This is a genomic window from Streptococcus sp. KHUD_010 (assembly GCF_040207525.1).
In the GTDB taxonomy this organism is placed as follows: domain Bacteria; phylum Bacillota; class Bacilli; order Lactobacillales; family Streptococcaceae; genus Streptococcus; species Streptococcus hominis.
Genome location: NZ_CP157941.1, coordinates 1,046,263 through 1,072,120 on the forward strand (window position 1 = coordinate 1,046,263; position 25,858 = coordinate 1,072,120).

Consider the following 25,858-nt stretch of genomic DNA (forward strand, 5'->3'; position numbering starts at 1 on the left):
TAGATATTTGGAAAGATTCTTTATTGAAATCTCAGGCCTTTTGGAAAATAATTTTTCAGAATATTTCCAGTCACTTTTGCAAACCCTAAACCATTACCTTGGACAACAACTTGATACCAACCATTTGCAGGGTTCTGATTGAGATTGACTGTCTCCCCAGCAACGTACTTTTTAAACTGCTCTTCATCAATTTCAATTATGTGCTTTACTTCACTTGGTTTTAAAGCCAGTCCCAAAGCAAAACTCGGTTCAAATCGTTTTTTCTTAAAAACACCTAGGTGCAAGCCATTTCTGGCAATTTTGAGTTTCGATAGATCTGGAAGACCTAGTGGCAATAGATATAAATGATCTCCAAAAGTCTGTAATTCTCCAGTCAGATCTATAGCTAGATGTTCTCTTTGAAACTTCTGCCACAACATCTTCTGCTCAGATGTCAGATGGCTCTTTTTTACTTTTAATTTTTTTGCTGACTGCTTACTACAAAGGCGAAATTTTGCAACAAATTGACCTTCACCTTTGAAATGGTGAGGATACATACGTGCAGTTTCTGGAAAGTTAATACCTGCAATCATCCCATTGATTTTAGGAATTTCGACTAATTCAAGCGGATAATTTTCTAACAACCAGTCAACGATTTCCTCGTTTTCTTCTGGTGCCCAAGTGCAAGTAGAGTAAATCAGTTCACCACCAGTTGTCAACATTTTCAAAGCATCCGCTAGTATCTCACGTTGAAGCTGTGCGCATTGAGCAGGATAAGTCTCGCTCCAATACTCCGTTGCTTCTGGCTGCTTTCTAAACATTCCTTCACCAGAACATGGTGCATCTAAGACAATCATATCAAAATAGCCCTGAAAGATCTGGCTTAATCTGTCAGCCGATTCATTTGTCACTACAACATTTCTTGCTCCAAATCGCTCAATATTTTCTACTAAAACCTTAGAACGTTTCGGATTGATTTCATTGGAAACAAGAATACCTGTATTATTCAAGTATGACAATAGGTGAGTGGATTTTCCACCCGGCGCTGCTGCCAAATCAAGTACTTTCATATTCTGTTGTGGCGTTGCAGCTTGGGCAACCATTTGTGCAGCAGGTTCTTGTGAATAGACTAATCCTGTGACATGCTCTATTGATTTTCCAGAAACTTTGCCATAAAAACCCCAGTTCGTATCAGGAATAGGATTTGGAAAAGTTTTTTGCTGCTCTTTTAATGGATTGACCCGGAAAGCGGAAACTGACTCCTCATCGAAAGTTAGAAAAAAAGAGGGAGCTTCCTCTCCCAAAAGATTGTTGTACTTTTCTTCAAATCCTTTTGGAAAATGCATCTAATCCTCTCGCTTTCGATATATGTATTTTTTAATTTCGTTCAATTTCATAGTTGGAATCATCATAATACCTTGGTGGCTTTCAAAATCAGGTTCCTCACCCTCAAATGTCAATGTCGTATAGCCTAGCTTATCTCCCATAATGGAAGCTGCAGCATAATCCCAAGGCCAAATATAGGAAATATAGGTTAACAGTTGTCCTGATAAAACCTTGCTAAAACTAATCGCAGCACTTCCGTACACTCGAACGCCCAAGGTTTCTTTTGCCAAATCCGCAATTCCCCAATCATTGCGCTCAAAAATACCAGCATTTGATGCCATTAAAAACTGATTTAAAGGGCGATCTTGGTAGGGAAGCAATTTCTGCTCATTGCAATAGACATCAAATTGACCACCGCCGTGATACAATTTATCTCCTATCACATCATAAATGACACCAAATTGACCAATGCCATTTTCAAAATAAGCCAGAACAACAGCAAAATCTGCTTTTTGTGCTACAAAGTTATTCGTGCCATCAATAGGATCAATGACCCAAACATTGCCATCTGAAATAGAATGTCGTAAGCCATTTTCCTCAGCTAAAATGTGATCTGCAGGATAAGCTTCTAAAATCCAGGTTACTAAATTATCTTGAACTTCTTTGTCCATTTGAGTTACCAAATCAGTCGGACTGGACTTGGTCTCAATTTGCAACTGATCATTCAAATGTTCTTTAATATAAGAAGCCACATTCAGTACAATTTGCTTGGCAAAATTAAATTTCTTTTCCAAGAGAAAACGTTCCTTTCTCCTTTAGTTTTGCAGCTTGAACAGCTCGATAGAGAGAATAGCCACTTGCTGCTTCAAATTCACGTCCGATCCGCTTTTCTTCAGCTTTGCTTGGAACAATTTTTTTGAATAGTTGATAAGAAGCCAATATCTTTTCGGCTGCTATTTTCGCTTCATAAGCCTGCTCAACATCATTCAAAAAAGAAAGCACTGAAGCAAGCTCTTCAGTGCTCCACGATATGTCTAGTGGGTAACGATAGTTTTTATTCATATTATTCAATCTCAGCTCTTAGAGTTGCATCGCGCAATTCCTGTTTTCGATATCCGCGAGGCAAAAACGCACGGATTTCATCTTCGTTAAATCCAATTTGCATTCGCTTGTCTTCCAGAATAATCGGGCGACGCAAAAGGCTTGGATTTTCCTCGATTAAACGAAGCAATTCAGAAATTGATAAATTTTCAACATCCAAATTTAATTTTTGAAAAATTTTTGAACGAGTTGAAATAATGTCGTCTGTTCCATTCTCCGTCAGAGAAAGAATATGTTGTAATTCGGGTGCAGATAAAGGGCTCGTCATGATATTGTGCTCCTCAAAAGGAACTTCATGATTGGATAGCCATGCACGCGCCTTGCGACAACTTGTACAACTCGGTGATAAAAATAGTGTAACCATGCATTTCTCTTCTTATTATTTGTAACTGTTATCATTATACTAAATTTTATGTAAGATTACTAGGTATTTTTATAAATTTTCTCCTATTTTTTTAGGAAAAATAAGAAGCTTACTACATGATTTAGTGGTTTGCGTTTTTAGGTGTCCAATATCTTGCGATTTCCTCATCTGCTTGCAATTGTTTGACTAGTCTGTCCACATTATCGAATTTTACCATATCTCGGATTTTATCCAACCAAAAAATGCGAATAGTATCACCGTAAATATCTTGTGAAAACTCAAAAATATTGGCTTCAAAACGAAGTTCATCTCCTTCAAAAGTGACATTTTTGCCGACGCTAGCCATCCCGCGATACACCTTTCCTTCGTGTTCTACATCAACCACATAGACACCATCGGCTGGTAAAATAACCCGATCCAGCGGAGCAAGATTTGCCGTTGGATAGCCAATCGTTCGTCCTCTTGCATTGCCATGAACGACAATTCCTCTAGTGGATAACGAATAGCCTAGCAATTGATTGCTTTCGGCGACATTTCCTGCTAGTACTGTTTCTCGAATACGGGTTGAACTAACTTTTTCTCCATTGAAATTTACAGAAGGAACTACGATAACTTGTCCGTCAAATAGTTTCTCCAAATCCTCTGCATTGCCTCGATCTGAACCAAAATGATAATCAAAGCCTGCAATGACAACTTTTGCTTTCAAATGCGAGATGTATTTTTCAAAAAATTGTTCCGCAGTATTACGAGCAAACTGACTGGTAAAATCAATCAAATAAAGGTAGTCTACACCAAGATTTTCCATTTGCTGCAAGCGATCTTCTGGACTAGTCAAATGAAGCATCAATGAAGGCTGGTAGCGTACAAAAGCTAATTTGGGAGATTCTGGAAATGTCAGCACTGCAATCTTCAGATGCTTCTCTGCTGCCATTTTTCTCGCTTCAGCAAACAATGCTTGATGTCCTTTATGCAGTCCGTCAAAATACCCTAGCACTAGGACTGTGTGTTCAATTTGCTGAATGTCTTTTTCATTTTTTATTCTAATCGTTTTCATCACTTAACTATTTTATCACAAAATTTTAAAGAAATACTTTTCTAGGTTTATATTCTTTATCGCGCTTTTCTAAAATGGCCTGCAATTTCCCTTGATAAAAGCCAGCCACCTGTTCTGCCTTGGTATTTATACGAATAAAGCGTCCAAATCGCACTTCTTCAACCTGCTCTTCCGTAAGGTTTACCTTAGGTAAATCTCCTATGCCAAATTCAATGGGCTGCAAAAATGAAAAGTCGCCTTTGTTCACCTTCTCGTCAATTTCTGCTAAAGTCAAAGCTTCTTCCAAATCCATACCAGCCGCAGCAGTGCGAGTCAGTTTAGACATATGGGAATCATAACCCAACTTCGCTCCTAAATCAACTGCCAATGTTCGCACATAGGTCCCCTTGCTGCATTTAACTCGAAAAGGAAAACGTGCCAAGTTACTTTCATAGACAATAGCTCCTGTCCGCTCAAAGTTGTAAATTATTACCTGACGCTTTGGTCGCTCTACTACCTCCCCAGCTCGAGCATACTCATAGAGTTTTCGTCCATTGACCTTGACAGCCGAGTACATAGGTGGCACTTGAGTCTGTTCTCCAACCATACTGGCAATGACTTGATCCACTAATTTTTCATCTAGCGCTTCTGTCACAGGGCTGAAAGCCACCTGTTCTCCACTGGCATCCTCTGTCGTTGTCGAAAAACCTAAAGTGACCTCTCCTTCATACACTTTACCTTCGTCTTGCATAAATTCTACCAATCGCGTGGCCTTCCCGACTGCAATGGGCAAGACACCCACCACATCTGGGTCTAAAGTCCCACCATGACCGATTTTTTTCATTCCTAAAATTTTACGCAGTTTAAAAACCGCATCATGCGAGGTCATTCCCGCTTCTTTTTTTAAATTGATAATTCCGTTCATTGATTCCTTATTCTGCTAAAAATTCTATTAGTAGTTGATTAAATTCCTTGTTTTTTTCATAAAGAGCATGACCACAGTCTGCTAAGATTTCCAAGCGATTATTTGGTATCCTTTTCTCTAACTCATACGAGGCCTCTAGTCCGATAACTTGGTCATCTACCGCACCAACAATGAGTGTTGGACATACTATCTTTTCTAACAAATCTGCTTGATGATGTAAACAAGACTGCGCTTGCACTACCAAACGATGCTGGTTTTTGACTTTGCCAAATTGACCTAAAAACCAATAAAGATAACGAAGATAGGAATAACTTTTTCTTGTATAAGAAACATGCGCCATATCCAACATCAACTCAGAATAAGTCCCTTCTTGCGCTAATAATAGCCAACGCTTAATCCGTTTTTCAAGTAAATTAGTACAATGTCCTGTCGTAACTGCTAGTACCAATTTTTTTACCTTTTCCGGAAAATCCAAAGTCAGATACTGAGCAATCATTCCCCCTTGTGAGACACCTAGTACAAAAGCAGATTCAATGTTCAAAACATTCATAGCTTCGGCTATATCTGCAGCCATATCTTTAGTGGAATATTCATCTGGTAATTCATTGATGCGACTAAATACATATACGTGATACTTTTTCCCTAAGCGTTTATACACAAGAGATAAACTTTTAGCCATGGACTTAACTGTATCTAATCCGTCTCCTAAGCCTGGTATGACAATCAGAGGTTCTTGACCTTTCCCAAAAGTAGCATAATCCATGCTTTTTCCATTTAAATATAAGGTTCGACCCTTTGCTGTAGACATCTTTTAGCTTCTCTGTTCCTTTCCTCTAATTTTATTCACTCTCCAAATACAAGGCAAATCCGGCAGTCACTTTTTCAAATCCAACTGCCTGATAAAACTGATGTGCAGCATTTCGTTCAGCGGTTAATCCACTATTTAGAGCCAGTGCCTTAGCTCCTTCTTTTACCGCTTGTTTTTTCAATTCATCTATTAGCCTACTAGCAACTCCTTGCCGTCTTACTTTTTTTGAAACAGACAAAGCCAAAATACGATAGTAAGATCCATCTGCTTCGAAAAAGAAGAGTTTTGCATAACCTAAAAAACCTACGATTTCATTGTTTTTTCAGCTAAAAGACAGCCATAATAAGGCTGGGAGAGAATGATCTCTAGACGCTCAGCTAGACTAGAAGCAGTCGTCGGATAGCCTAAATCTTCATAGAGGGGGAGCAAGGCTTCTATGTCTTTCAAGGTTGCTTGTCGCATCTGCATAGTGTCCTACTAGTCGTTCTTCAACGCCTCAAACTTAGCTTTCATAGTTGGATTTTTGCGGGTCAGTTTTTTGACGGAGACGTCATCCAGTTTGTTGTTGGCCAAGCGCAGTTGATTGTCTGATGTCTGAAGTGCCTGCTTGACCGCTTCCATTCGCTTAATAGCCTTATCAATTTCATCAATGGCCTTTTGGAAATTTTTACTAGCTGAATTGTAGTTTTTGGCAAAAGCATTTTTAAAGGTTTCCAAATCATCTTCAAAGTGCGTAATATCAATGTTTTGTTCACGGACCAAAGCCAACTCCTGCTTGTACTTGAGCGAATTGAGCGCAGCATTGCGCAAAAGTCCAATCAACTGAATAAAGAACTGCGGCCGCACCACATACATTTTCTCATACTCATGGCTAACATCAACAATGCCTGTATTAAAGTAATCATTATCAGCCTCTAACATGGTCACCAAAACAGCATATTCGCACTTCTTCTCCCTGCGGTCCTTGTCCAATTCCTTATAAAAGTCACTGTTTTTATGCTTGGTTTTAGTCGTGTCAGCCTCGTTTTTCATTTCAAACATGATGGAAAGAATCTCAACCCCATTCTCATCAGCTTCACGAAAGATAAAGTCCCCCTTGGAACCAGAAGCAGATGACACCTCATTATCCTTGCCAAAATAAGCATTAGGAAAGGCAAAACTGCGAACCTTGTTGAATTCGCTTTCAGCGTAATGCTCTAAACTCTCTCCAATCGCTTTAGTAGATTGTTGTGCTTTAAAGTTCTTGTAAAATTCTACTTGTTCATTGGCCGCCTTTAGCTGAGCTTCGTAATTTTGTTTAACAGATGCAAGGGATAATTCATTTTCTTTCTCTTGCAATAAAAGCTGATTTTGGATTTGGTCGCGTTCTTTTTCAATATTTGTCAACGAAGCTTGCAGCTCATTTTGGTGTTCCAGTCGAAGACGGTCTAGTTGGGCTTGTAGCTCTACCAATTCTTTTTCTTTATCCGATAGTTTTCCAGACAAAGCCTGCTCTGTATCCTTTTTGATTAGCTCTTTTTGGGATTCAAAATTGGAAATAGTCGCCTTGAGCTCTTGAATTTCAGATTCTTTCTGACTTAAGGTCTGTTGCTGCTCATTCTGTGCCTTTTGTTTTTCTAAAGCTAACGCTTGCTCAATTCGAGCATGAATTTCCTTGTCAAATTCTGTCGTCCGTACCTGAGCCAAGAGCTCGCTGTACTGGCTTTCGTTGACTGTAAAGACTTCCCCACAGTTGGGGCATTTGATTTCGTTCATGGATACCTCTTCATTGATTGTTCTCTATAACATCTTATTATACCATTTCTTATGGTTATTTTAAATCAACAGCTTAAATACAAAAAGACCGTTGCATTTGAACAACGATCTTTTTTAAAATTAGGCCTCTATTCGCCAGCTGGAGGCACTGCGTCTTTCCTGAATAAATCGGTTGTACAAGCCTTGTTTGGCAAGCAGTTCTTGGTGTTTGCCTTGCTCAACTATACGACCTTGAGCAAGAACAATAATTTGATCGGCATGCTCTACTGTTTTTAGCCGATGAGCAATCATAATAATGGTTTTATTCTTTGTTAAAGAATAAATGGCTTGCATAAGCGCTTCTTCGTTTTCTGGGTCAATATTAGCAGTTGCTTCGTCCAGAATGATAATAGGAGCGTCCTTGATAATGGCACGAGCAATGGAAATCCGCTGCCGTTCTACACCAGAAAGACTGGCTCCGCCTTCACCAATCTTGGTCTGATAACCCTCTGGAAAAGACAGGATAAAGTCATGACAAGCAGCTTTTTTCGCAGCAGCTACAACTTCTTCATGACTAGCGTCTGGCTTTCCAAATTTAATGTTATTTTCAATGGTATCCTCAAACAAATAGACCGTTTGAAAAACAAAACTAAAATTACGAATAAGGCTGTCATAGCTGTATTCTTTTACATCATGACCATCTAAGCTGATGCTGCCACTCTCTACATCCCAGAAACGGGCAATGAGATTGCAAAGAGTTGTCTTTCCAGAACCAGAAGGCCCTACCAGAGCTGTCGTTGTCTTTTCTGGAATATCCAACGATACATCATCAATAATTTTCTTACTTTCATAGGAGAAACTGACATGATCCAACTTGATATTGCTGGTTTTTGGCTGTAAATCTTTTCCGCTAATATCCATTGGTTTAATGGACAAAACTTTGTTGATCATATCAACCGATAAATCAACAATGCGAAGAAGAGAAGAAAAACTACCAACTCCGTCCAGACTTTCGTAAATCATAAAAGCACTGATGAGCATCATGATGCAAATCAAAAGGCTCATACTTCCTTGCAGGTAAAAGTAAATGGAGAGCAGCCCTATAATCGTTCCAGTCAGCTTGGTAATCATCCCTTGCAGAGCGATATAAGGCAAGGTAACCCAAGTCAGCTTTGTATCTAAATGCCTTTTATTCTCAATAGCACGCGATAGTTTTTTAGCCGATGATTGAACAATATTATAGTTCTTTACTTCCGCAATCCCTTGACTGTATTCTAGCACAACTGCTACCAAATCTGTATCAGCTTGTTGTTTAGCTTCTGACACATTTCCAGCTTGCCAACGCATCAATCCATTTGGCAAGAGAAACAGTATCAATCCTGCCAACAAAATCAAACCAATTCTCCAATCATAGATAAATACAAAAACCGTAATAGTTCCTGCCGTTAGAAATCCTTCCAACGTCATCATAACAACTCGAGTAGCAACATCTGCTAGACTTTCAAGCGTATTGGTTGTGACGCTGGTGATTTGTCCCAGACTATTTTGATTGAAATACCCCATTGGCAGGTAGCGCATGTGTTCAGCAATTTCAATCCGCTTATGAGTACATGTATGATAGCCCGCTTCTGTCTGCAACATTGTAATTTTCAAGCTAATCAAAATGTTAAGAATAACAGACAAGAGCATAATTCCAAGAGAGAGCCATACAGTCTGCATAGAAACAGTATCATGAATGATAGCCATAACAATCAGCCCAATAGCTGGAATCCGAAAAGCAATAATGAAAGCTTTTAGAAGCCCTAAACAAACAGAAGTGTAGAATTTCTTGCGATCTTCTTCTGTACAAAAATCAAAGAATTTTTTCAATGTACTAAGCATCTGCCAATCCTCCTTCTGTCATTTGATCGCTATCCTTTACTGCAAGATGAGCTTGCCACATAGAAGCATAAAGCGGACAAGTCTTCTGCAAATCTGCATGTTTTCCTTTTGCCTCAATACGTCCGTCATTAACTACGACAATCTGATCTGCACTTGCAATCGTTGAAAGACGGTGAGCAATGACCAGAAGCGTACGACCTTCTATCAAACGAGCTAAACTAGACTGAATGAGAGCTTCATTTTCGGGGTCAGTATAAGCCGTTGCTTCATCCAAAATAATGACTGGTGCGTTTTTCAGCATAGCTCGTGCAATCGCAATTCGCTGCCGTTCTCCACCAGATAAATGACCGCCGCCAGTACCAACGCGCGTTTCAAACCCATTTTCCAATTTCATAATGAAATCATAACAGCCACACTTGCGAGCAATCTCTATCACGTCTTCGTCTGAAGCGGCAGAATTCCCCATACGAATATTTTCCATAATCGTTTCATCAAAAAGGTAATTATCCTGTGTGACATAGGCAATCTGACGACTGTAATAATCAAGAGGTAGGTTTCGAATGTCCACGCCACCAAAGGTAATACTACCAGAACTAACATCCCAGAAAGAAGCTAGAAGTTTAGCAATCGTAGATTTCCCTGAGCCAGAGGGACCGACAAGAGCAGTCACTGTATCAGGCTCAATCGTTAAGGAAATACTATGCAATACTTCTTCCTCATCTGAATAACCAAAGCTAACATCTGTCATTTGAAGTTCTGTTCCCTTTGGAATGTCCGTTAATTCTGTCGGACGAGGCAAATCAGGCTTTTCCAAAATAGCAATCACTTCACCAAAGATTGTCGCAATTTTCCGTAGATCATCCATATAGGAAGCCACTAAAATAAACGGCGTCAAAAGACTAAGAGACAGAATGATCAGTAAAATAAAGTTGCTAGCTGTTAGGCTACCTTGAAGGTAAAAGAGAGTTCCAAAAGGGAGTAAGAAAAGCAAGCCGGACGGTAAGAAAGCTGTAACAATGCCCATTTCAACTACGCACTTGCGCATCCATTCAATAAAGCAATCAGCTCCTTCTTTGACAGCCTTGACAAATTTATCGTAAGAAAATTTCTCTTTTCCAAAAACCTTGATGACTTCAATCCCATTGATGTATTCTACTGCTGTATCATTGAGCTTCTTCGTTTTCTCTACTGTATTTTCAAAATCATCTTCGCTCTTGCGTAGCATATTCCCATAAGCTAAGATAACAATCGGGATTGTCAGTAGCGAAAGCAAAGTTAAGCGCCAATCAATCACCAACATGGCAATTAAGATAATAAAGGGACCAAATAGCCCAGATGTAAACTCAGGAATTAAGTGCGCCAAGGTTACTTCTGTGGCATCCACTCGCTCAACAATGATATTTTTGTAAATTCCAGAAGATTGACTTAAAACCGTTCCCAGAGGCAATTTGACCAATTTCTCTGTCAGACGATAGCGCATTTCTGCTAAAATTTTAAAGGTTGCTGTGTGAGACAAGAGCGTAGAAATCCCGTGAAATCCCCAATGCGCTATCCATGCCAGTCCTATCCAAATGGACTGAAGGGCATAAAAATTCCAATCTCGATTGCCTTGTAAGAGCTGATTGATGATATTTCCTACAAAAAAATAAGGCAAAAATCCGCATAAAACAGATAAAAAGGCAAAAACAAGACTAACAATAAAATAAAATTTGTGAAGAGAAACAAATTCCAGTATCCAAGATACAACCGACTTTTTCTTCATACAAATCCCTTCTTTCTCCTAAAAAACAAATAAAGAACTCTAGTCAAACAATTCATGATATGCTGACAATGCTGTTATTTAATTTATACTTATATTATAAATTCTGACAATTCTAATGTCAAACAAAAATAAAAGAGCGAGACAGAAATCAGTAGTTTCGTAGAAACCTGATTTCTCTCCCACCTCCGCACAACTCGAAAGGTTTGGGAAACCTTTCGAGGTTGGAAATAAAGTTAAGTGAAGCTTGGCGTTAAAAGGGCTGTAAAAGTTGAGTTATCAACATATTTGAGTCCACTCGGTAGTGATTGATTATGCATGAGAAACTCTACATTGACGAAAGTCAATAGAGCTTCTCCAAACTACTGCGTCTTATAATTTTGACTATATAAACAAAGGAAGCTGAGCACTTTTGCCCCAACTTCATTGTAGCTTGAAAAAATAGACACTGCTATCAGTTTTTATATTTTTGTGCCATACGTTCAATCATTTCTGTTATTTGCTCACGAATCTTTGTTGGCTCTAGCACTTCCACATTGTCTCCAAAAGAAAGAATATAGCAGTACAGACTATAGTCATTCGGAATTTCTATCTCTGCATACAAGTTTCCTTGCTCATCTTCTTTGACTGGACAATCCAGTTCATCATATACTCTGAAAGCGGCTTTTTTATTAAATTTCAGCTTGACTCGTACGACCTCTTCTAATCGCGCTTCTTTTTCCAAGCTCACATTGTCAAAGTTATCTGCAAAATGTTGTGGTAAAAGCTTTAGCTGGCTTATGCGAGAAAGTTTAAAATAACGAAAATCATTTCGGACTAAGCAAAATGCATGAAGATACCATGATTGTCCTTTAAAAAGCAGGCGAACTGGTTTTACTTGACGCTGGGTGCACTCTTCTTTGTTGCTAACATACGAAAAGGAAATCACTTGCTTACTGATGATTGCATTTTTCAAATTCTGAAATAGCTCTTCATATTTCTTGCTATTGGACCAACTGGTAAAATCTACTTCTATCCAGTTTGGTTGGTTCAATTTAAATAAAGCCGATAGTTTGGTCAAAAGCTCGTTTTCATGCAGAAGACCCGTAACCCCTAATCCTTGTAAAGCAACCAACAGTTGCTCTTTTTCTGATTGATTAAGCAAAGAACTATTTAGTACAAAATCCTCCGCCAGTCGAATGCCTCCGTCTCTGCCTTGCATGGTGTAGATTGGAATGCCCGCACTGCTAAGTCGGTCAACATCTCGATAAATCGTTCTAACAGATACTTCAAATTGTTCTGCCAGCTCCCTCGCTGTAACATTATCCCTTTCTAAAAGAACATACACTATTCTAAATAATCTACTCTCTGTCATAGACCGTGCCTTTCCATGAATACCTTATCTCAATTTCTCTAAAATCTTTTGAAAAGTCTCTTGATTGCTCTGCCAGTACAATATATCAGGCACATTTTTAACTTCTGTCCACATAAAATCAATGTGCTCATCAGAAAGATGAATATCTTTTTTCTGTGTTTTCACAAGAAAAAGTGTTTTAAAAATAGTCAAGTCTTCATCAACAACAACTGTGTGATGACTGATTTTCAAAAGCTTTGTTAGCTCGATTTCCAGTCCAGTCTCTTCAAAAATCTCACGAATGCAGGCTGCTTCAGGACTTTCATCACTTTCAATACCACCAGTAATCGGTTGCCAGAAAGAACATTGTCCAGTTTTAACTTTTAAGAGCAAAATTTCCTTAGCAATCGGGTCATAAATCCAGGCTTCAATGGAATATTTCATCGCAGTAGTCCCTTAGATTTCACTTTTTCTCAATTGGTGCAACACTTGCCAACAGTTTCTTTAATCCAACCTCTGGGAAATTGATTTTCAATTCTTGGCTACTGCCACTGCCTGACACTTCCAATACCGTTCCGTCCCCCCATTTTTTATGGTGAGCAATATCACCGATAGCCCAATCAATAGTCGGCTGATTAGCAGCTGCATTCTTACCAAATGGCAACTGGCTTGAAGAAATGCTGCTCGGTGCAGCTTGCCACTTGCGTTCCTGCAATGCTTGAGCGAGACTCATTCCTTGACCAAACTGAACAGTTTTGCCATTCACATAGGAAGCTTTAAAGGATGTATTAGCAGGTCGAGCCAAGCCTTGATAATCTAGCAAGCTTGAGCTAATTTCATTTAGAAAACGAGTTGGACGATTGTAATTAGTTTTCCCATATAGCAGGCGCGAGTTTGCATTGGTTAGGAACAAGACTTTTTCAGCACGAGTAATTCCGACATAGGCTAATCGGCGCTCTTCCTCTAGCTCATCTTCATCTTCTGCCGCACGACTAAGTGGGAAGACATTTTCTTCCATACCGATAATGAAAACCACCGGAAACTCTAATCCCTTGGCAGCATGTAGCGTCATAAGTGTCACTTCTGAGCTTTCCTGATCGCCATCATCTGTATCTGCAATCAAAGCCAAATCATTGAGAAAACGGCTAAGTCTGTCCAAACCAGTTTCCTCAGTATCATTTTCTGGATTTTCGTCAAAATTCTTAGTAACAGAAAGAAATTCTTCGATATTTTCAATCCGAGCCTGACTTTCCAGCGTAGCTTGAGCTGCTAATTGCTCGGTGTAACCAGTCTTTTCAAGCACCAGCTCTACCACTTCTGTCACGGTCAACTCGTCCAATTGCTCGCGCAGATTCAAAATGAGATTGGCAAAGTCAAAAACAGCCTGAGCAGCTTTCCCCTTAACAGGTGAGAGCATAATCTGCGAAGAAGCATCCAAAAGAGACATCTCTTGACCAGCTGCAAAATTACGAATTTTCTCCACTGTACCCGGTCCGACACCCCGTTTAGGCTCATTCACAACACGCTCAAAACTGATGTTGTCGCTAGTATTAGCGATGAGATTGAGATAGCTGATGACATCTCGAATTTCCTTACGACTATAAAACTTAGTCCCCCCCACCATGGTGTAAGGAATATTAGCCTTTAGGAGAGCTTCCTCAATATTCCGAGATTGGGCGTTAGTTCGATAAAGAACAGCAAAATCCCGATAGACATAGTCAGATGTGTTAGATAGCTCATCAATGGTTTTAGCTACAAAGAGAGCTTCGTCTTGCTCATCATTAGCCCGATAATAAACAATATTTTCACCATCAGCATTTTGTGTCCAGAGATTCTTTGGACGGCGGTTGCGGTTGTTTTTGATAACATCATTAGCAGCTTGCAGAATGGTCTTAGTTGAGCGATAATTTTCCTCCAGAAGAACAACTTTAGCTTCAGGATAATCCTTTTCAAAGTCCAAGATATTCTGCATATCAGCACCTCGCCAGCCATAAATAGACTGGTCGGCATCTCCTACCACACAAATATTTTTAAAACGTGAAGCCAACAGTTTGACCAGTTGGTACTGAGCGTGGTTCGTATCTTGATACTCGTCCACATGGATGTATTGATAGCGCTGCTGGTAATAAGTCAACACATCTGGATTTTTATCAAAAAGGCGCAAGGTCAGCATGATTAAATCATCAAAATCCATCGCTTCTGACTGGCGGAGTTCCTTCTGATACATTTCATAGCATTTCGCTACAATCTCTGCGTACATGTCTCCTGCTAAAGCTGCATAGGCCACTTCATCAATCAAATCATTTTTCGCATTAGAAATCGTCCCTAAAATAGCTCGTTCATTCCACTTTTTAGGATCTAAATTGAGCGTTTTAAGTATTCGTTTCATCAAAGTTCGCTGCTCGCCAGGATCGACAATCGTAAAATTACGGTTATAGCCGATATGGTCAGCTTCCCGACGCAAAATCCGCACGCACATTGAGTGAAAAGTCGCAATCAAGCAATCCTCTGTTGCTGGATTGAGAGTGTAAGCACGCTCCTTCATCTCACGAGCTGCTTTATTGGTAAAGGTAATCGCTAAGATATTCCAAGGATTGACTAACTTTTCATCAATCAAATAAGCAATACGGTGAGTTAAAACACGGGTTTTCCCAGACCCAGCTCCTGCCATAATCAGTAAAGGTCCTTCCGTTGTTTGAACTGCCTCCGCCTGACGGTCATTCATACCAGTTAATAAGGGATTCATCTTTTTTCCTCTTTCAAAGTCAGTGATTCTATTATAACAAAAATCACTCATAAGCTAAACTAGAAAAGAAAATCTTTGCTTTAGTTCTTCCTCATAAAAGTTTGAAAAATCATTTAAAAAGCGTTATAATAAACATTCTGAAAGGAAAAAAGCATGAATAATCCAGCAAAAAATCTGAAGCTCGCAGAGCGTGGTGCTATTTTAGCCATTCTAGCCTATATCGTTTTATCCATTGCTAAAATGATTGCCGGTTCTGTCTTACAGTCCTCTAGTTTGACAGCCGACGGTTTTAACAATGTTTCGGATATTGTTGCTAATATTGCCGTCTTGATTGGACTTCGCATGGCACGTAAGCCTGCCGATACAGATCACAAATTTGGTCACTGGAAAATTGAGGACTTAGCCAGCCTTATCACTTCTCTTATCATGTTTTTTGTCGGATTTGATGTTTTAATTGATACCGTTCAAAAAATCATCTCTAACCAAGAAACGACTATCGATCCCTTAGGCGCCATCGTCGGGATTATTTCCGCTTTGGTCATGACAGGAGTGTATTTTTACAATAAAGCCTTAGCAAAAAAAGCGCAGTCTAAAGCACTCGACGCAGCTGCCAAAGACAATTTATCTGATGCTATTACTTCGCTTGGTACAACCATTGCAATCATCGCAAGCGCCTTCAATTTCCCGATTGTAGATAAACTGGTCGCTATCGTCATTACCTTTTTCATCCTTAAAACGGCTTATGAAATTTTCATGGAATCTTCTTTTAGTCTATCAGACGGCTTTGATGAAAATCTTTTAAAAGAATACAAAGAAGCCATTTTAGAAATTCCTAAAATTTCCCGTGTTAAATCTCAAAGAGGGCGAACCTACGGTAGCAACATCTATCTTGACCTCATTTTAGAAATGAATCCCGACTTGTCTGTCTATGAAAGCCACGAAATTGCCGATCAGGTTGAAAATATGCTCAAAGAGCGCTTTGGTGTCTTTGATATTGACATCCACATTGAGCCTGCTCCTATCCCCGAAGATGAAATATTGGACAATGTTTATCGAAAGCTCTTTATGAGAGAGCAATTGGTTGATCAGGGAAGCCAATTAGAGGATTTACTAGCACCTGAATTTGTGTACATTTCTCAGGATGGCTGCCAAATGAACAAAGAGAAATTTCAAATCGAAAAAGGAAAACAATCTCCTATCAAAAATTTCCAATTAACTTCTATCAGCCAAAAAACCAAACTAATTTGCTACGAAGAAGATGGGATTATTCATACCAGCCTTTGGCGTCGTCACGAAACATGGCAGAATATTTTCCATCAGGAAACACGAAAAAACGAGAGCGAACAATAGTCGTAATGCCATAGAAATCGACTTTCTTATCTCGCTCCCACAAGGCTAATAAGGAATTTTGCTATAAAAATAAGGCTGAGATAAAAGTATTCTCAGCCTATATTTTTTAGGAATTTATCAGTAAAGCAATCTAATTTGTCCCCCGTTTCTCACAATCAATAAATCATCAAACCCCAAGCCCTCACTAAGATGATACTCCTAGCGAAAACTTTGGGTTTTGTCTTTACTTCTTCTGTGGGTGATTGGGGCAACAATCAGATGTTCTCTCATTTTTTGACTTCATCTGCCGCAATATCCTCACCAAACCACTTGTCTGCTATTTTTTGAAATTGACCTGTTTGATATAATTTTTTAAATGCTTGGTTTATATTTTCAACGAGCTGCTTATCCGTTTTTCTAGCACCTACTGCAAAGGATTCGCTATCAAATCCGGCTGGGAAAACATAATAATCCTGCAAAATCCCCTCTTCTTTTAAATAATAATTGGCATAAACTCGGTCAATCAACAATCCATCAATCCGGCTATTTTGCAAATCAATCAACGCCTCTGTAAAACTTTGATATTGAGCAGCTTTGTGATTTTTAACTAGATTCTTCAAAAGCTCCGGATGAGCTTCAAACTCATCGTAACCCGAAGAACCCGTCTGAGCACCAAGAATTTTATCCTTCATGTCAGCTGTTTTTGCAATGTTCAATGATTTTTTAGTAACCAGTACTTGTTCATTTTTCATATAAGGAATGGTGAACTGTACTTTCTTTCGTCGCTCATCAGTTGCCGAATACCCATTCCAGATAAGATCAATCGTTCCATTTGTGAGCTCAGTTTCTTTCATGTCCCAATCAATCGGCTGCCAATTCACTTTTATCCCATATTCTTTAAAAACAGCATTTGCCAAATCAATATCAAAACCAGCATATTGACCATTTTTTCGCTCAAATCCCATAGGAACAAATGTATTGTCAAAACCAATAGTAATGCTCTTTTTTTGTTGGTATTTTGACCAATTATCTACTTTAGGGTTGCTAACATTGCTACAAGCTGTAAGGAGCAAAAAAAGAATCAAACCACAGATCGCAAGAACATAACGTTTTATCTTCATATTCTCCTCCTATTTAGGCTGAACTTTAAGAATCGTATCTGCGATATTTTCCGCAAACTGCAAATCATGGGTCACTACAATTTGCGTCATTCCTAGCTCACGATTCTGAAGAATCAACTTTTCAACTTCAAGACGCAATTCCGGATCCAATGCGGAAGTTGGCTCATCATAACCGATAATTTCTGGGTCAATCATCATCGCACGAGCTAATGCTACACGTTGTTTTTGACCACCTGATAAAGAATAAGGATAAGCATTTACATGTTCTGCTAACCCCAATCGGGTCAATAAGCTAATTGCTTTCTTTTCCGCATCCTCTTTTGCAACATTTTTTATTTTAATGGGTGATAAAGTTAAATTCTCAAGAACCGTTAAATGTGGAAATAGCTGAAAATCTTGAAACACAAATCCCAATAAATTACGTTTTTCAAGTTCATCCAAGGGCAACTCTTCTCCATTATAAATAATGTCACCCGAATCAATTGTTTCCAAGCCAGCCAACATCCGCAATAATGTCGTTTTCCCGCCGCCAGACGGTCCTACAATGGCAAGGATTTGCTTTTCTGGCACCTTTAAATTCAAGTCGGAAATAATTTGCTTTTCGCCAAAACGTTTGCTAATATTCTTTAATTCTAACATAAGCGCCTCCTACTTATAGTAACTATATCTCTTTTCAACTTGCTTCGATACAATCGTCACAAGACCAATCAAGACAAGGTAAATAGCCCCTGCTATAAACATCGGTGCTAAACTCGCATCACGATTGGCTGCAGTCCGACTAGCCAAGATTAAGTCGGAAACACCAAGCGCATAAACAAGGGATGTATCTTTTACCAACGTCATCACTTCATTAAAGACACTCGGAAGCACCACTTTGACAACTTGCGGTAAAATAATAAACCGTATCGTTTGAAATGGTGTAAACTTCAAAACCTTAGCCGCCTCATATTGCCCTGCTGAAATAGATAAAATCCCACCACGGAAAATTTCGGCGAAATAAGCAGCATAATTTAGCGTGAATGCTATGATAGCCGCTGGAAGCCGATCCAAACGCACACCAATGCTTGGCAAAACATAATAAATAAAAATCAGTTGTAGCAAGAGAGGTGTACCGCGCATAATCCAAATATAAATATTTATAAGCCAATGAAGCAGCTTAAAGTGGATTTGCATTAAAAAGGAAATCACAATTCCAAGTGGTATGGATAAAACTAAGACTAAAACAAATACTTGTAAAGTCACCAATGCGCCATTCAATAAGCTTGGCAAAACTTCAAAAATATAGTTCATGCGTACACCTCCTAAATAAATATTTATCATTATATCAAAAATTTTTATATTTTCAACATCTTTTTACAAATATATCCATGGATTTTTACTAAATATCGCAAAAACTTCATTTTCCAAAGAATAAAAAAACAAAATAGTTGAACTACTTTGTTTTAATAAATCCAAATTGATTAAACGGGAGTACTCTAAATGAGATAACTCCTTTAATTTGTTTTTCTGTAATCAAGCCAAACTTCCGACTATCTTCCATATCTTGCCGATTATCATTCAGAATCAGATATGACTGCGCTGGAATTTTATTTGCATTCGATTTAGTTAATGTCTGAATGGTGAAATCATGAGTGAAATAACCTGTACTAGTAGCTTTTGCTAAGTATTCTTCCTTAGCCTTCGTTAAATAATCTTCTGACTTGATTTTATTATTTAAGTAAAGAACATCATCCATATAAACAACGGAGTCATTTCCTAGACCAATGACACGTCCGACATACTCTTTTCCCTTCACCTCGTACAAGACAAAATCATCTCTTTTAATTTCTTCATTTCTATTGGCAACAACAACATCTTTATCTTGCAAAAAATGATTCGCATCTTTTACAGTAATCCTGTATGGTGTAAAAATGAACATTCGCAAACAAGCAATGATTACCACAACAATAGATAAAAAAATAACATTCCTAATTAAATCTCTTTTAACCATAGTCTCTCCTCTTCTTCTACTCATTATATCATGTTTTCATAAAATAAACAAAGGTAGGAAAGTTAACTGTTATCTCTGCTCCCATTTGCAACTAAAAAGCCTATCAATCAGATAATCGTTGGATTGATAGGCTAGTTTTCTGAATGAGATAGATTAACGGACTGTACGGATACGCATTGTATTTGTTCCACCAGTTCCGACTGGAACACCAGCTACAATCACAATATTGTCACCAGATTCCACAAGACCACTTTCAAGAGCAACTTTTTCAGCAACTTCAAACATATCATCAGTAGATGCAGGTTTTTCAGTTACTACTGGAATAACACCCCAGTTCAACATCAATGAACGTTGCGTTAATTCATCAAATGTAATTGCCAAGATGTCAGCATCTGGACGATACTTAGAAATCAAACGAGCTGTATTTCCTGATTCAGTCATTGTTACGACCAATTTGATGTCCATTGAGTTTGTAGCATCTTTAACAGCTGAAGCCACAACTTCTGTCTTAGAACTACGTGCGTAGTCAACTGATGACAAGCGTCCATACTCGTTCAATAGAGTTTGAGCGTTTTTATCAATTGTAGCCATTGTTGTTACAGATTCAAGTGGGTATTTACCATTTGCAGATTCACCTGAAAGCATTGTCGCATCTGTTCCATCAATAACAGCGTTAAATACGTCTGATACTTCTGAACGAGTCGCACGTGGTTTTTCAGTCATTGTTTCAAGCATGTTTGTTGCTGTGATCGCAATTTTACCAGCTGCATTGACTTTTGTGATAATCATTTTTTGGTAAACTGGAACCATTTCAAATGGTACTTCAATACCCATATCACCACGAGCAATCATGATACCGTCCGCTACTTCAAGGATTTCATCCAAGTTTTCGATACCTTGTTGGTTTTCGATTTTAGCGAACAATTTCACATGTCCATTACCAGTTTCTTCACAGATTGCGCGAACTTCGTTGACGTCTTTTGCAGTACGTACGAATGAAATAGCGATAAAGTTGATTCCTTGTTCAAGACCAAAACGAATATCGTCGTTGTCACGTTCAGCAAGTGCTGGGAAAGGAATTTTTGTATTTGGAATATTAACACCTTTTTGTTTAGCGATAATACCGTCGTTTTCAACTTCTACTTCAAATTCACGTGTAGCAGGATCTTTTGCAATAACGCGAAGACCAAGTTTACCGTCATCAACAAGAACTTGTTTTCCAACTTCAACATCGTCATAGATATCAAGTGCACCAGCAACATTCAATGCGATAACTTCACGAGTTGATTTGATACCTTGTTTAGTTGCAACACGGATTTTTTCACCTGTTTTGTAAGAATATTCTTTAGCATCGCCTTCAAATAATTCTGTACGAATTTCAGGACCTTTAGTGTCAAGAAGGTAACCAACTTTTTGACCAGCAATTTCTTCAGCACGATGAACAGTAGCCATACGGTCACCTTGCTCTGCGTGGTCACCATGTGAGAAGTTGAAACGGAAAGTGTTAGCTCCAGCTTCGATCAATTTAGCGATATTTTGCGCTGAAGCTTCAACGTCAAGTTTTTCGCCCCAATATCCGTCTTCACCGAATCTTTTACCACCACGGATTTCTACCGCAGGACCTAAAGTTGCAACGATTTTTACACGTTTATTCATGATATATGAAAACTCCTTTTTATTTAATGGTCTTTATGACCAGGATAACAAATTAAAATTACATTGAAATGCTACGGTTTAATTTAGCAAGATCAAGATCAGCTTTGTGTGGATTATTAACAATAATCTTGCCGTCTTCAGTTAAACTAAACAAAGCACCTTCTTCTGCTGTACCGAGGATTGGATTTTCAACCATTTGTTCGTTGCGAATACCAACTGCAACACCACCAATGCCCTTTTTAAGAAGGCTGACAGCATGAGCACCCATACGTGAAGCAAGAACACGGTCACGTGCAGTTGGTGAACCACCACGTTGAATATGTCCAAGTTCGGTCACACGAAGATCGCTCACATCACCAGCTTCTTTCAACTTCTTACCAAATTCATCGGCCGACATAACACCTTCTGCCAGAACGATAATGTTATGTTTCTTTCCTTCTTCATAGCCACGTTTGATACTAGCTACGATATCTTCAATCTTGAAGCCTTCTTCGGGAACGATGATTTCATCAGCACCTGTAGCAATACCAGCCCAGAGAGCGATGTCTCCAGCATTGCGTCCCATTACTTCAACAACAAAAGTACGACGGTGACTAGATGATGTGTCACGAATCTTATCAATGGCGTCCATTGCAGTTGTTACAGCAGTATCAAAGCCGATTGTGAAGTCTGTACCAACGATATCATTGTCAATCGTGCCAGGAAGTCCGACAGCTGGGAAGCCATGTTCTGTCAATCGCATAGCACCATGGTAAGAACCGTCACCACCGATAACTACGACTCCTTCAATACCATGTTTTTTAAGTTGCTCAATCCCTTTTAATTGTCCTTCTAATTGGGCAAATTCTGGATAACGAGCTGAGTGAAGGAAAGTACCACCACGTGAAATAATATCTCCAACTGATGCGGCATCAAGCGGATAAATTTCACCAGCAACCATGCCGGCATAACCGTCATAGATACCGTAAACTTCCATTCCTTCTGAAATTGCTTTACGAACAACTGCACGGATAGCAGCATTCATACCAGGGGCATCACCACCACTAGTCAAAACAGCAATACGTTTCATTCGTTTGTGCTCCTTTTTCTTTTTACATTCACCCTTGATTATACCACAATCAAAACCAAAATTCTTCTTTTTTCCTAATTTTTTATTGATAAATCGTTTTCATGGTTATTTTTTTCAATTCTTCTTGTAATTTCTCTGATTTTTGAACACGATATTGAGTAATTGCTACTGTTTTTCTTTCTTTTTCATATCGAAGAACAACCGGGATATCTCCTCGAAATTGTCGTAAAATAGCGGATATTGCTGCATCGCTTTTATGATCTTCTACTTGTATCCAAAAACGTTCTGTAACAGCTTCCTGCAAATCATTTAAAATCAGCTGCAAACGCTCCTCGCGTTTTTGAACCCGACCAGTCAGATAATAAAAGCCTTTTTCATGCAAACCTTTGCTGAACTGTTTAAAAGCATCTGGAAAGACTGTTACCTCCATTTTTCTTTTAGCATCACTCACTTGTAAGAAGGCCATATTTTCACCCGTTTTGGTACGGATAACACGAATGGACAAAATCTCTACTAAAATCGTTGCATGATTGTTTTCAACCAAGTCTTGAATAGGGGTAAAGGCTTGAGTAGCAGATTTTGCAAGTTTTACCAAGGGATGCTCGCTCAAACCGACACCGATAATTTCTTTTTCTAACTCAAATTTTTCTGCTTCTGTATAATCCTCTGCTTCTGTCCAGCTATAATTTGTATCTGCAAAAAGACTGCCCAGCTCATCTGCAAAGACAAATAAGTTCGGAAGATTTTGTAGGATTTTTTGGCGATTCTTTTCAAATACATCAAACAAACCGACTTGTACCAAAGGGGTTATCAACTGAACCTTATGATATTGCGTTGGCAACTTCAAAACGAAGTCTTCTACATTTGAAAAAGGACGATTTTCAATAATCCAATAAGCAACATCACGTGGTAAACCTTTGATATTTTTCAGCCCTAAATAAATCTGCTTATCTTGAAACTTATCTCTATAAGGAATGTTATTGATATTTAAAGAAGCAACTTGGAAGTCGAATTCTAGCGCATCCGTGATGTAATCACTGCTTGAATAATTCAGCATAATATCAAAGAAAATATCAGGATAATGTGCCTTAAAATAAGCCAACTGAAAAGCAAGTGCAGAATAGGCATAAGCGTGACTACGGTTGAAGCCATAACCTGCAAACTTTTCCATAACTGCAAATACTTCTTTTGCTTTAGTTTCAGAATGCCCAAGTTCGAGAGCTCCTGTGACGAACTCTGCTTCCATTTTATGCATTTCAACAACATTTTTCTTACCCATAGCACGACGTAAAATGTCAGCTTTTCCGAGTGAAAAGCCCCCAAACCGTTGCGCTACTTGCATTACTTGCTCTTGATAAAGCATAATGCCGTAAGTTGGCGCCAAGATGTCTTCCAAACTTGGGTCCAGCATTTCTACTTTTTCTTGTCCATGCTTTCTTCTGACAAAATTATCTATATAGTCACTAGCTCCTGGACGATTGAGTGAGGTTGTTGCAACCACTTCTTCAAATTGAGTTGGCTGCACTCGTTTCAAAAGGTTAATGGCACCTGCTTGCTCAAATTGAAAAATCCCTTTGGTTCTGCCAGCAGAAAAGAGCTGCAAGGTTGCTGTGTCTTCTAAGTTAATCTTTGCAATATCAATAGCGACACCGTATTTCTCCAAAGCTGCTTCTTTCATTCGTTGGACAAAGGTTAGATTGCGCAAGCCAAGGAAATCCATCTTGAGCAGACCGTTACTCTCAACACCATGCGCATCGTATTGCGTGATATACATATCTTCCCCGTATTTAAGTGGAATGTAATCTGTCAAATCATTGTCACTCATCACAACACCTGCTGCATGGATAGAGGTTTGACGAGGATTTCCTTCGATTTTTTTCGCAATTTCAAAAGCTTTTTGATATTCCAGCTTACTATTGATAATCTGGCGGAAAGACATATTTTTTTCATAAGCAGATGTCAGATTATCACGGAAACTGATTTTACGGGTAATATTGGTCAATTCATACTCTGGAACACCGTAGCGTTTAAAAACATCACGAATCGCTTGCTTAGCTCCAAAGGTCGAATAGGTCACGATTTGAGCTGCATGCATGGTTCCATAACGATCGCGGACATAGCGGATAAATTCTGGACGATAGACATCAGGAATGTCAATATCAATATCGGGCATAGTATAACGTTCCACATTTAAAAAACGCTCAAAAAGGAGGTTCTTTTCGACAGGATCAATCCCTGTAATCTCTAGCGCATAGGCGACTAGGCTTCCAACGGCAGAACCACGTCCCATGCCCATATAATATCCCTGACTGCGACCAAAGCGCAATAAATCCCAGACAATCAAAAAGTAGTCGTCAAAACCCATTTGGTGGATGACAGACAGCTCTTGCTGCAATCGCTCTTTATAAACCAGACTATTTAGCCTTTTTTCCTCTAGCCCTGCTTCTGCTCGGTCTTGTAATTCTTCTACTGCTGGTCGTTCTGGATTAAAACGTGGTAATTTCAACTCTGTATTGATTTCGTAATGAATACCTGCAACTAGCTGCTTTAAATTATCCAGACTTTCTGGATAATTTTCTTGAAAGGATTGTGTGAATTGCTCAGGTGATAAGAGATAGTCGTGATTTGGCAAATTTCCAACTTCCCGCAAGCTACTATTTTCACGAATGGCACATAGCATTTGCAAGGTGTCTAAATCCCCTGTATCAAAATAGCGAACTGTCTGCAAAGGCAAGGTTGCATGAGGAAACGCCTGCTTAGGAGTGTCAGAAAATACGCCAATATAAAACTCTCGTCCCAAGTCTAAGGCTTCAATGCCCTCAAACACAGGCACAATAACCGCTATTCCTTCCAATAAATGCTGAAATTCTTCCCACTTGCTTTTTCCTATCATCTTTAAAGTAGAAAGTTTCATTAAATTGCGATAACCTTGACTGTCAAGAGCTAGAAAGCGAAGATTAAGAGGAAGTCCAGCGTAATCCAAGGTCATTTCCACGCCTAAAAGCGGCTGAATTCCTTGCTCGGTCGCCGTTTCCATGAAATGATAAACTCCATAGAGATTGTCAATGTCCATTATCCCTAGAGTTTGATAGCCTAAATTTTTAGCTGTTTCTACATATTTTTTTATAGAAATCAAACTATCCATAAATGTATAAACAGTTTTGGTATCTAATTGAGCAACCACGGCATTCTCCTTTGTTTCTTCTCTTTTCTATTATACTAAATTTCTATTTTGCTTGCTGAAGAAAAAATACAGAATTTTTTTCTAAAAACTTGCTATTTTTTTAAAAACATTGTATTATTTAATTAGTACAAAGATACAAAAGAAAGGAGAAATCATGAGTTGGACTTTTGATAATAATCTGCCCATTTATTTACAAATCATGGACAGGATAAAATTACAAATCATCTCCAATCAACTGCAAGCTGGCGAAAGGCTACCTGCCGTCAGAGAATTGGCTGCTGAAGCGGGGGTCAATCCCAATACAATCCAGCGTGCTTTATCTGACTTGGAAAAAGAAGGATTTGTCTATTCTCAACGAACATCAGGACGTTTCGTCACAGATAATCGCGACTTGATTTTAAAAACTCGACAAAAACTTTCTAAGGAGGAAGTGGAGAAATTTGTAAATGGTATGATTCATTTTGGTTATCAGAAAGAAGAATTACCAACAATTGTTGAAGATTATATAAAAGGAGTTTAG

General features: G+C 38.8%; 22 protein-coding genes and 1 pseudogene. 2 read left to right on the forward strand and 21 right to left on the reverse strand.

All coding sequences use genetic code 11. From position 1 onward, the window contains the following. Positions 1-20 precede the first annotated feature (20 nt). The 14 genes and pseudogenes from ABKA15_RS05230 to pcrA form a co-directional block, all read right to left on the reverse strand. Positions 21-1,325, reverse strand: coding sequence for an RsmF rRNA methyltransferase first C-terminal domain-containing protein (locus ABKA15_RS05230; protein WP_049512184.1), 1,305 nt, complete (start codon positions 1,323-1,325; stop codon positions 21-23). Beyond that, positions 1,326-2,099: an inositol monophosphatase family protein gene (locus tag ABKA15_RS05235; RefSeq protein WP_049512180.1), complete on the reverse strand. Its 774-nt coding sequence runs from the start codon at positions 2,097-2,099 to the stop codon at positions 1,326-1,328. Further along, complete coding sequence (locus tag ABKA15_RS05240) at positions 2,083-2,367, reverse strand: UPF0223 family protein (RefSeq protein WP_049512288.1); 285 nt, start codon at positions 2,365-2,367, stop codon at positions 2,083-2,085. The genes ABKA15_RS05235 and ABKA15_RS05240 overlap by 17 nt, the downstream gene beginning before the upstream one ends. A 1-nt stretch (position 2,368) precedes the next feature. Further along, the gene (locus tag ABKA15_RS05245) at positions 2,369-2,770 is read right to left on the reverse strand and encodes a Spx/MgsR family RNA polymerase-binding regulatory protein (RefSeq protein ID WP_003042028.1); all 402 of its coding nucleotides are present in this window, start codon (positions 2,768-2,770) and stop codon (positions 2,369-2,371) included. Positions 2,771-2,891: 121 nt separating this feature from the next. Then, positions 2,892-3,824: a bifunctional riboflavin kinase/FAD synthetase gene (locus ABKA15_RS05250; RefSeq protein ID WP_049512178.1), complete on the reverse strand. Its 933-nt coding sequence runs from the start codon at positions 3,822-3,824 to the stop codon at positions 2,892-2,894. Positions 3,825-3,849: 25 nt separating this feature from the next. After that, positions 3,850-4,728, reverse strand: a complete 879-nt coding sequence (truB, locus tag ABKA15_RS05255) for a tRNA pseudouridine(55) synthase TruB (RefSeq protein ID WP_049512176.1) — start codon at positions 4,726-4,728, stop codon at positions 3,850-3,852. A 7-nt stretch (positions 4,729-4,735) separates the two neighbouring features. Further along, positions 4,736-5,536 (reverse strand): alpha/beta hydrolase, encoded by an 801-nt coding sequence (locus tag ABKA15_RS05260; protein ID WP_049512174.1) that lies wholly within the window; start codon positions 5,534-5,536, stop codon positions 4,736-4,738. A 31-nt stretch (positions 5,537-5,567) separates the two neighbouring features. Then, positions 5,568-6,004 (reverse strand): annotated as a pseudogene (locus tag ABKA15_RS05265) (GNAT family N-acetyltransferase). 9 nt (positions 6,005-6,013) lie between these two features. Further along, on the reverse strand, positions 6,014-7,291 hold the full coding sequence (locus ABKA15_RS05270; protein WP_049512172.1) for a DUF2130 domain-containing protein: 1,278 nt from the start codon (positions 7,289-7,291) through the stop codon (positions 6,014-6,016). A gap of 120 nt (positions 7,292-7,411) precedes the next feature. Then, a complete protein-coding gene (locus tag ABKA15_RS05275) occupies positions 7,412-9,151 on the reverse strand; it encodes an ABC transporter ATP-binding protein (protein ID WP_049512170.1) in 1,740 nt (579 codons plus the stop codon). Further along, a complete protein-coding gene (locus tag ABKA15_RS05280) occupies positions 9,144-10,913 on the reverse strand; it encodes an ABC transporter ATP-binding protein (RefSeq protein ID WP_049512168.1) in 1,770 nt (589 codons plus the stop codon). Before ABKA15_RS05280 ends, ABKA15_RS05275 begins: the two co-directional genes overlap by 8 nt. A gap of 451 nt (positions 10,914-11,364) precedes the next feature. After that, positions 11,365-12,264, reverse strand: coding sequence for a YafY family protein (locus ABKA15_RS05285; protein ID WP_049512166.1), 900 nt, complete (start codon positions 12,262-12,264; stop codon positions 11,365-11,367). A 24-nt stretch (positions 12,265-12,288) separates the two neighbouring features. Beyond that, positions 12,289-12,687, reverse strand: coding sequence for an NUDIX domain-containing protein (locus ABKA15_RS05290; RefSeq protein WP_049512164.1), 399 nt, complete (start codon positions 12,685-12,687; stop codon positions 12,289-12,291). Between the two features lie 19 nt (positions 12,688-12,706). Further along, positions 12,707-14,989, reverse strand: coding sequence for a DNA helicase PcrA (gene pcrA, locus ABKA15_RS05295; RefSeq protein WP_049512162.1), 2,283 nt, complete (start codon positions 14,987-14,989; stop codon positions 12,707-12,709). 153 nt (positions 14,990-15,142) lie between these two features. Here pcrA and ABKA15_RS05300 point away from each other — a divergent pair, with 153 nt between their 5' ends. Continuing rightward, entirely contained in the window at positions 15,143-16,339 is a 1,197-nt protein-coding gene (locus ABKA15_RS05300) for a cation diffusion facilitator family transporter (protein WP_049512160.1), read from the forward strand. 266 nt (positions 16,340-16,605) lie between these two features. Here ABKA15_RS05300 and ABKA15_RS05305 read toward each other — a convergent pair whose 3' ends face one another. From ABKA15_RS05305 to ABKA15_RS05335, 7 genes are all read right to left on the reverse strand, one after another. Next, complete coding sequence (locus ABKA15_RS05305) at positions 16,606-17,439, reverse strand: amino acid ABC transporter substrate-binding protein (RefSeq protein WP_049512158.1); 834 nt, start codon at positions 17,437-17,439, stop codon at positions 16,606-16,608. Between the two features lie 9 nt (positions 17,440-17,448). Beyond that, positions 17,449-18,078: an amino acid ABC transporter ATP-binding protein gene (locus tag ABKA15_RS05310; RefSeq protein WP_049512155.1), complete on the reverse strand. Its 630-nt coding sequence runs from the start codon at positions 18,076-18,078 to the stop codon at positions 17,449-17,451. A gap of 9 nt (positions 18,079-18,087) precedes the next feature. Further along, complete coding sequence (locus ABKA15_RS05315; protein ID WP_186832688.1) at positions 18,088-18,729, reverse strand: amino acid ABC transporter permease; 642 nt, start codon at positions 18,727-18,729, stop codon at positions 18,088-18,090. A gap of 142 nt (positions 18,730-18,871) precedes the next feature. Next, positions 18,872-19,429 (reverse strand): signal peptidase I, encoded by a 558-nt coding sequence (lepB, locus tag ABKA15_RS05320; protein ID WP_186832689.1) that lies wholly within the window; start codon positions 19,427-19,429, stop codon positions 18,872-18,874. A 153-nt stretch (positions 19,430-19,582) separates the two neighbouring features. Further along, positions 19,583-21,085, reverse strand: coding sequence for a pyruvate kinase (gene pyk / locus ABKA15_RS05325; protein ID WP_003024114.1), 1,503 nt, complete (start codon positions 21,083-21,085; stop codon positions 19,583-19,585). Positions 21,086-21,143: 58 nt separating this feature from the next. Next, the gene (pfkA, locus tag ABKA15_RS05330) at positions 21,144-22,154 is read right to left on the reverse strand and encodes a 6-phosphofructokinase (RefSeq protein WP_049512150.1); all 1,011 of its coding nucleotides are present in this window, start codon (positions 22,152-22,154) and stop codon (positions 21,144-21,146) included. Positions 22,155-22,236: 82 nt separating this feature from the next. Further along, on the reverse strand, positions 22,237-25,338 hold the full coding sequence (locus ABKA15_RS05335) for a DNA polymerase III subunit alpha (RefSeq protein WP_049512149.1): 3,102 nt from the start codon (positions 25,336-25,338) through the stop codon (positions 22,237-22,239). 154 nt (positions 25,339-25,492) lie between these two features. Between ABKA15_RS05335 and ABKA15_RS05340 the strand changes: the two genes are divergently transcribed. Next, entirely contained in the window at positions 25,493-25,858 is a 366-nt protein-coding gene (locus tag ABKA15_RS05340; RefSeq protein ID WP_049512147.1) for a GntR family transcriptional regulator, read from the forward strand.

Coding starts and splice junctions, on each gene's coding strand:
- ABKA15_RS05230 (WP_049512184.1), bottom strand. CDS start 1,325: ATGCATTTTCCAAAAGGATTTGAAGAAAAGTACAACAATCTTTTGGGA.
- ABKA15_RS05240 (WP_049512288.1), bottom strand. CDS start 2,367: ATGAATAAAAACTATCGTTACCCACTAGACATATCGTGGAGCACTGAA.
- ABKA15_RS05245 (WP_003042028.1), bottom strand. CDS start 2,770: ATGGTTACACTATTTTTATCACCGAGTTGTACAAGTTGTCGCAAGGCG.
- ABKA15_RS05250 (WP_049512178.1), bottom strand. CDS start 3,824: ATGAAAACGATTAGAATAAAAAATGAAAAAGACATTCAGCAAATTGAA.
- truB (WP_049512176.1), bottom strand. CDS start 4,728: ATGAACGGAATTATCAATTTAAAAAAAGAAGCGGGAATGACCTCGCAT.
- ABKA15_RS05260 (WP_049512174.1), bottom strand. CDS start 5,536: ATGTCTACAGCAAAGGGTCGAACCTTATATTTAAATGGAAAAAGCATG.
- ABKA15_RS05270 (WP_049512172.1), bottom strand. CDS start 7,291: ATGAACGAAATCAAATGCCCCAACTGTGGGGAAGTCTTTACAGTCAAC.
- ABKA15_RS05275 (WP_049512170.1), bottom strand. CDS start 9,151: ATGCTTAGTACATTGAAAAAATTCTTTGATTTTTGTACAGAAGAAGAT.
- ABKA15_RS05280 (WP_049512168.1), bottom strand. CDS start 10,913: ATGAAGAAAAAGTCGGTTGTATCTTGGATACTGGAATTTGTTTCTCTT.
- ABKA15_RS05285 (WP_049512166.1), bottom strand. CDS start 12,264: ATGACAGAGAGTAGATTATTTAGAATAGTGTATGTTCTTTTAGAAAGG.
- ABKA15_RS05290 (WP_049512164.1), bottom strand. CDS start 12,687: ATGAAATATTCCATTGAAGCCTGGATTTATGACCCGATTGCTAAGGAA.
- pcrA (WP_049512162.1), bottom strand. CDS start 14,989: ATGAATCCCTTATTAACTGGTATGAATGACCGTCAGGCGGAGGCAGTT.
- ABKA15_RS05300 (WP_049512160.1), top strand. CDS start 15,143: ATGAATAATCCAGCAAAAAATCTGAAGCTCGCAGAGCGTGGTGCTATT.
- ABKA15_RS05305 (WP_049512158.1), bottom strand. CDS start 17,439: ATGAAGATAAAACGTTATGTTCTTGCGATCTGTGGTTTGATTCTTTTT.
- ABKA15_RS05310 (WP_049512155.1), bottom strand. CDS start 18,078: ATGTTAGAATTAAAGAATATTAGCAAACGTTTTGGCGAAAAGCAAATT.
- ABKA15_RS05315 (WP_186832688.1), bottom strand. CDS start 18,729: ATGAACTATATTTTTGAAGTTTTGCCAAGCTTATTGAATGGCGCATTG.
- lepB (WP_186832689.1), bottom strand. CDS start 19,429: ATGGTTAAAAGAGATTTAATTAGGAATGTTATTTTTTTATCTATTGTT.
- pyk (WP_003024114.1), bottom strand. CDS start 21,085: ATGAATAAACGTGTAAAAATCGTTGCAACTTTAGGTCCTGCGGTAGAA.
- pfkA (WP_049512150.1), bottom strand. CDS start 22,154: ATGAAACGTATTGCTGTTTTGACTAGTGGTGGTGATGCCCCTGGTATG.
- ABKA15_RS05340 (WP_049512147.1), top strand. CDS start 25,493: ATGAGTTGGACTTTTGATAATAATCTGCCCATTTATTTACAAATCATG.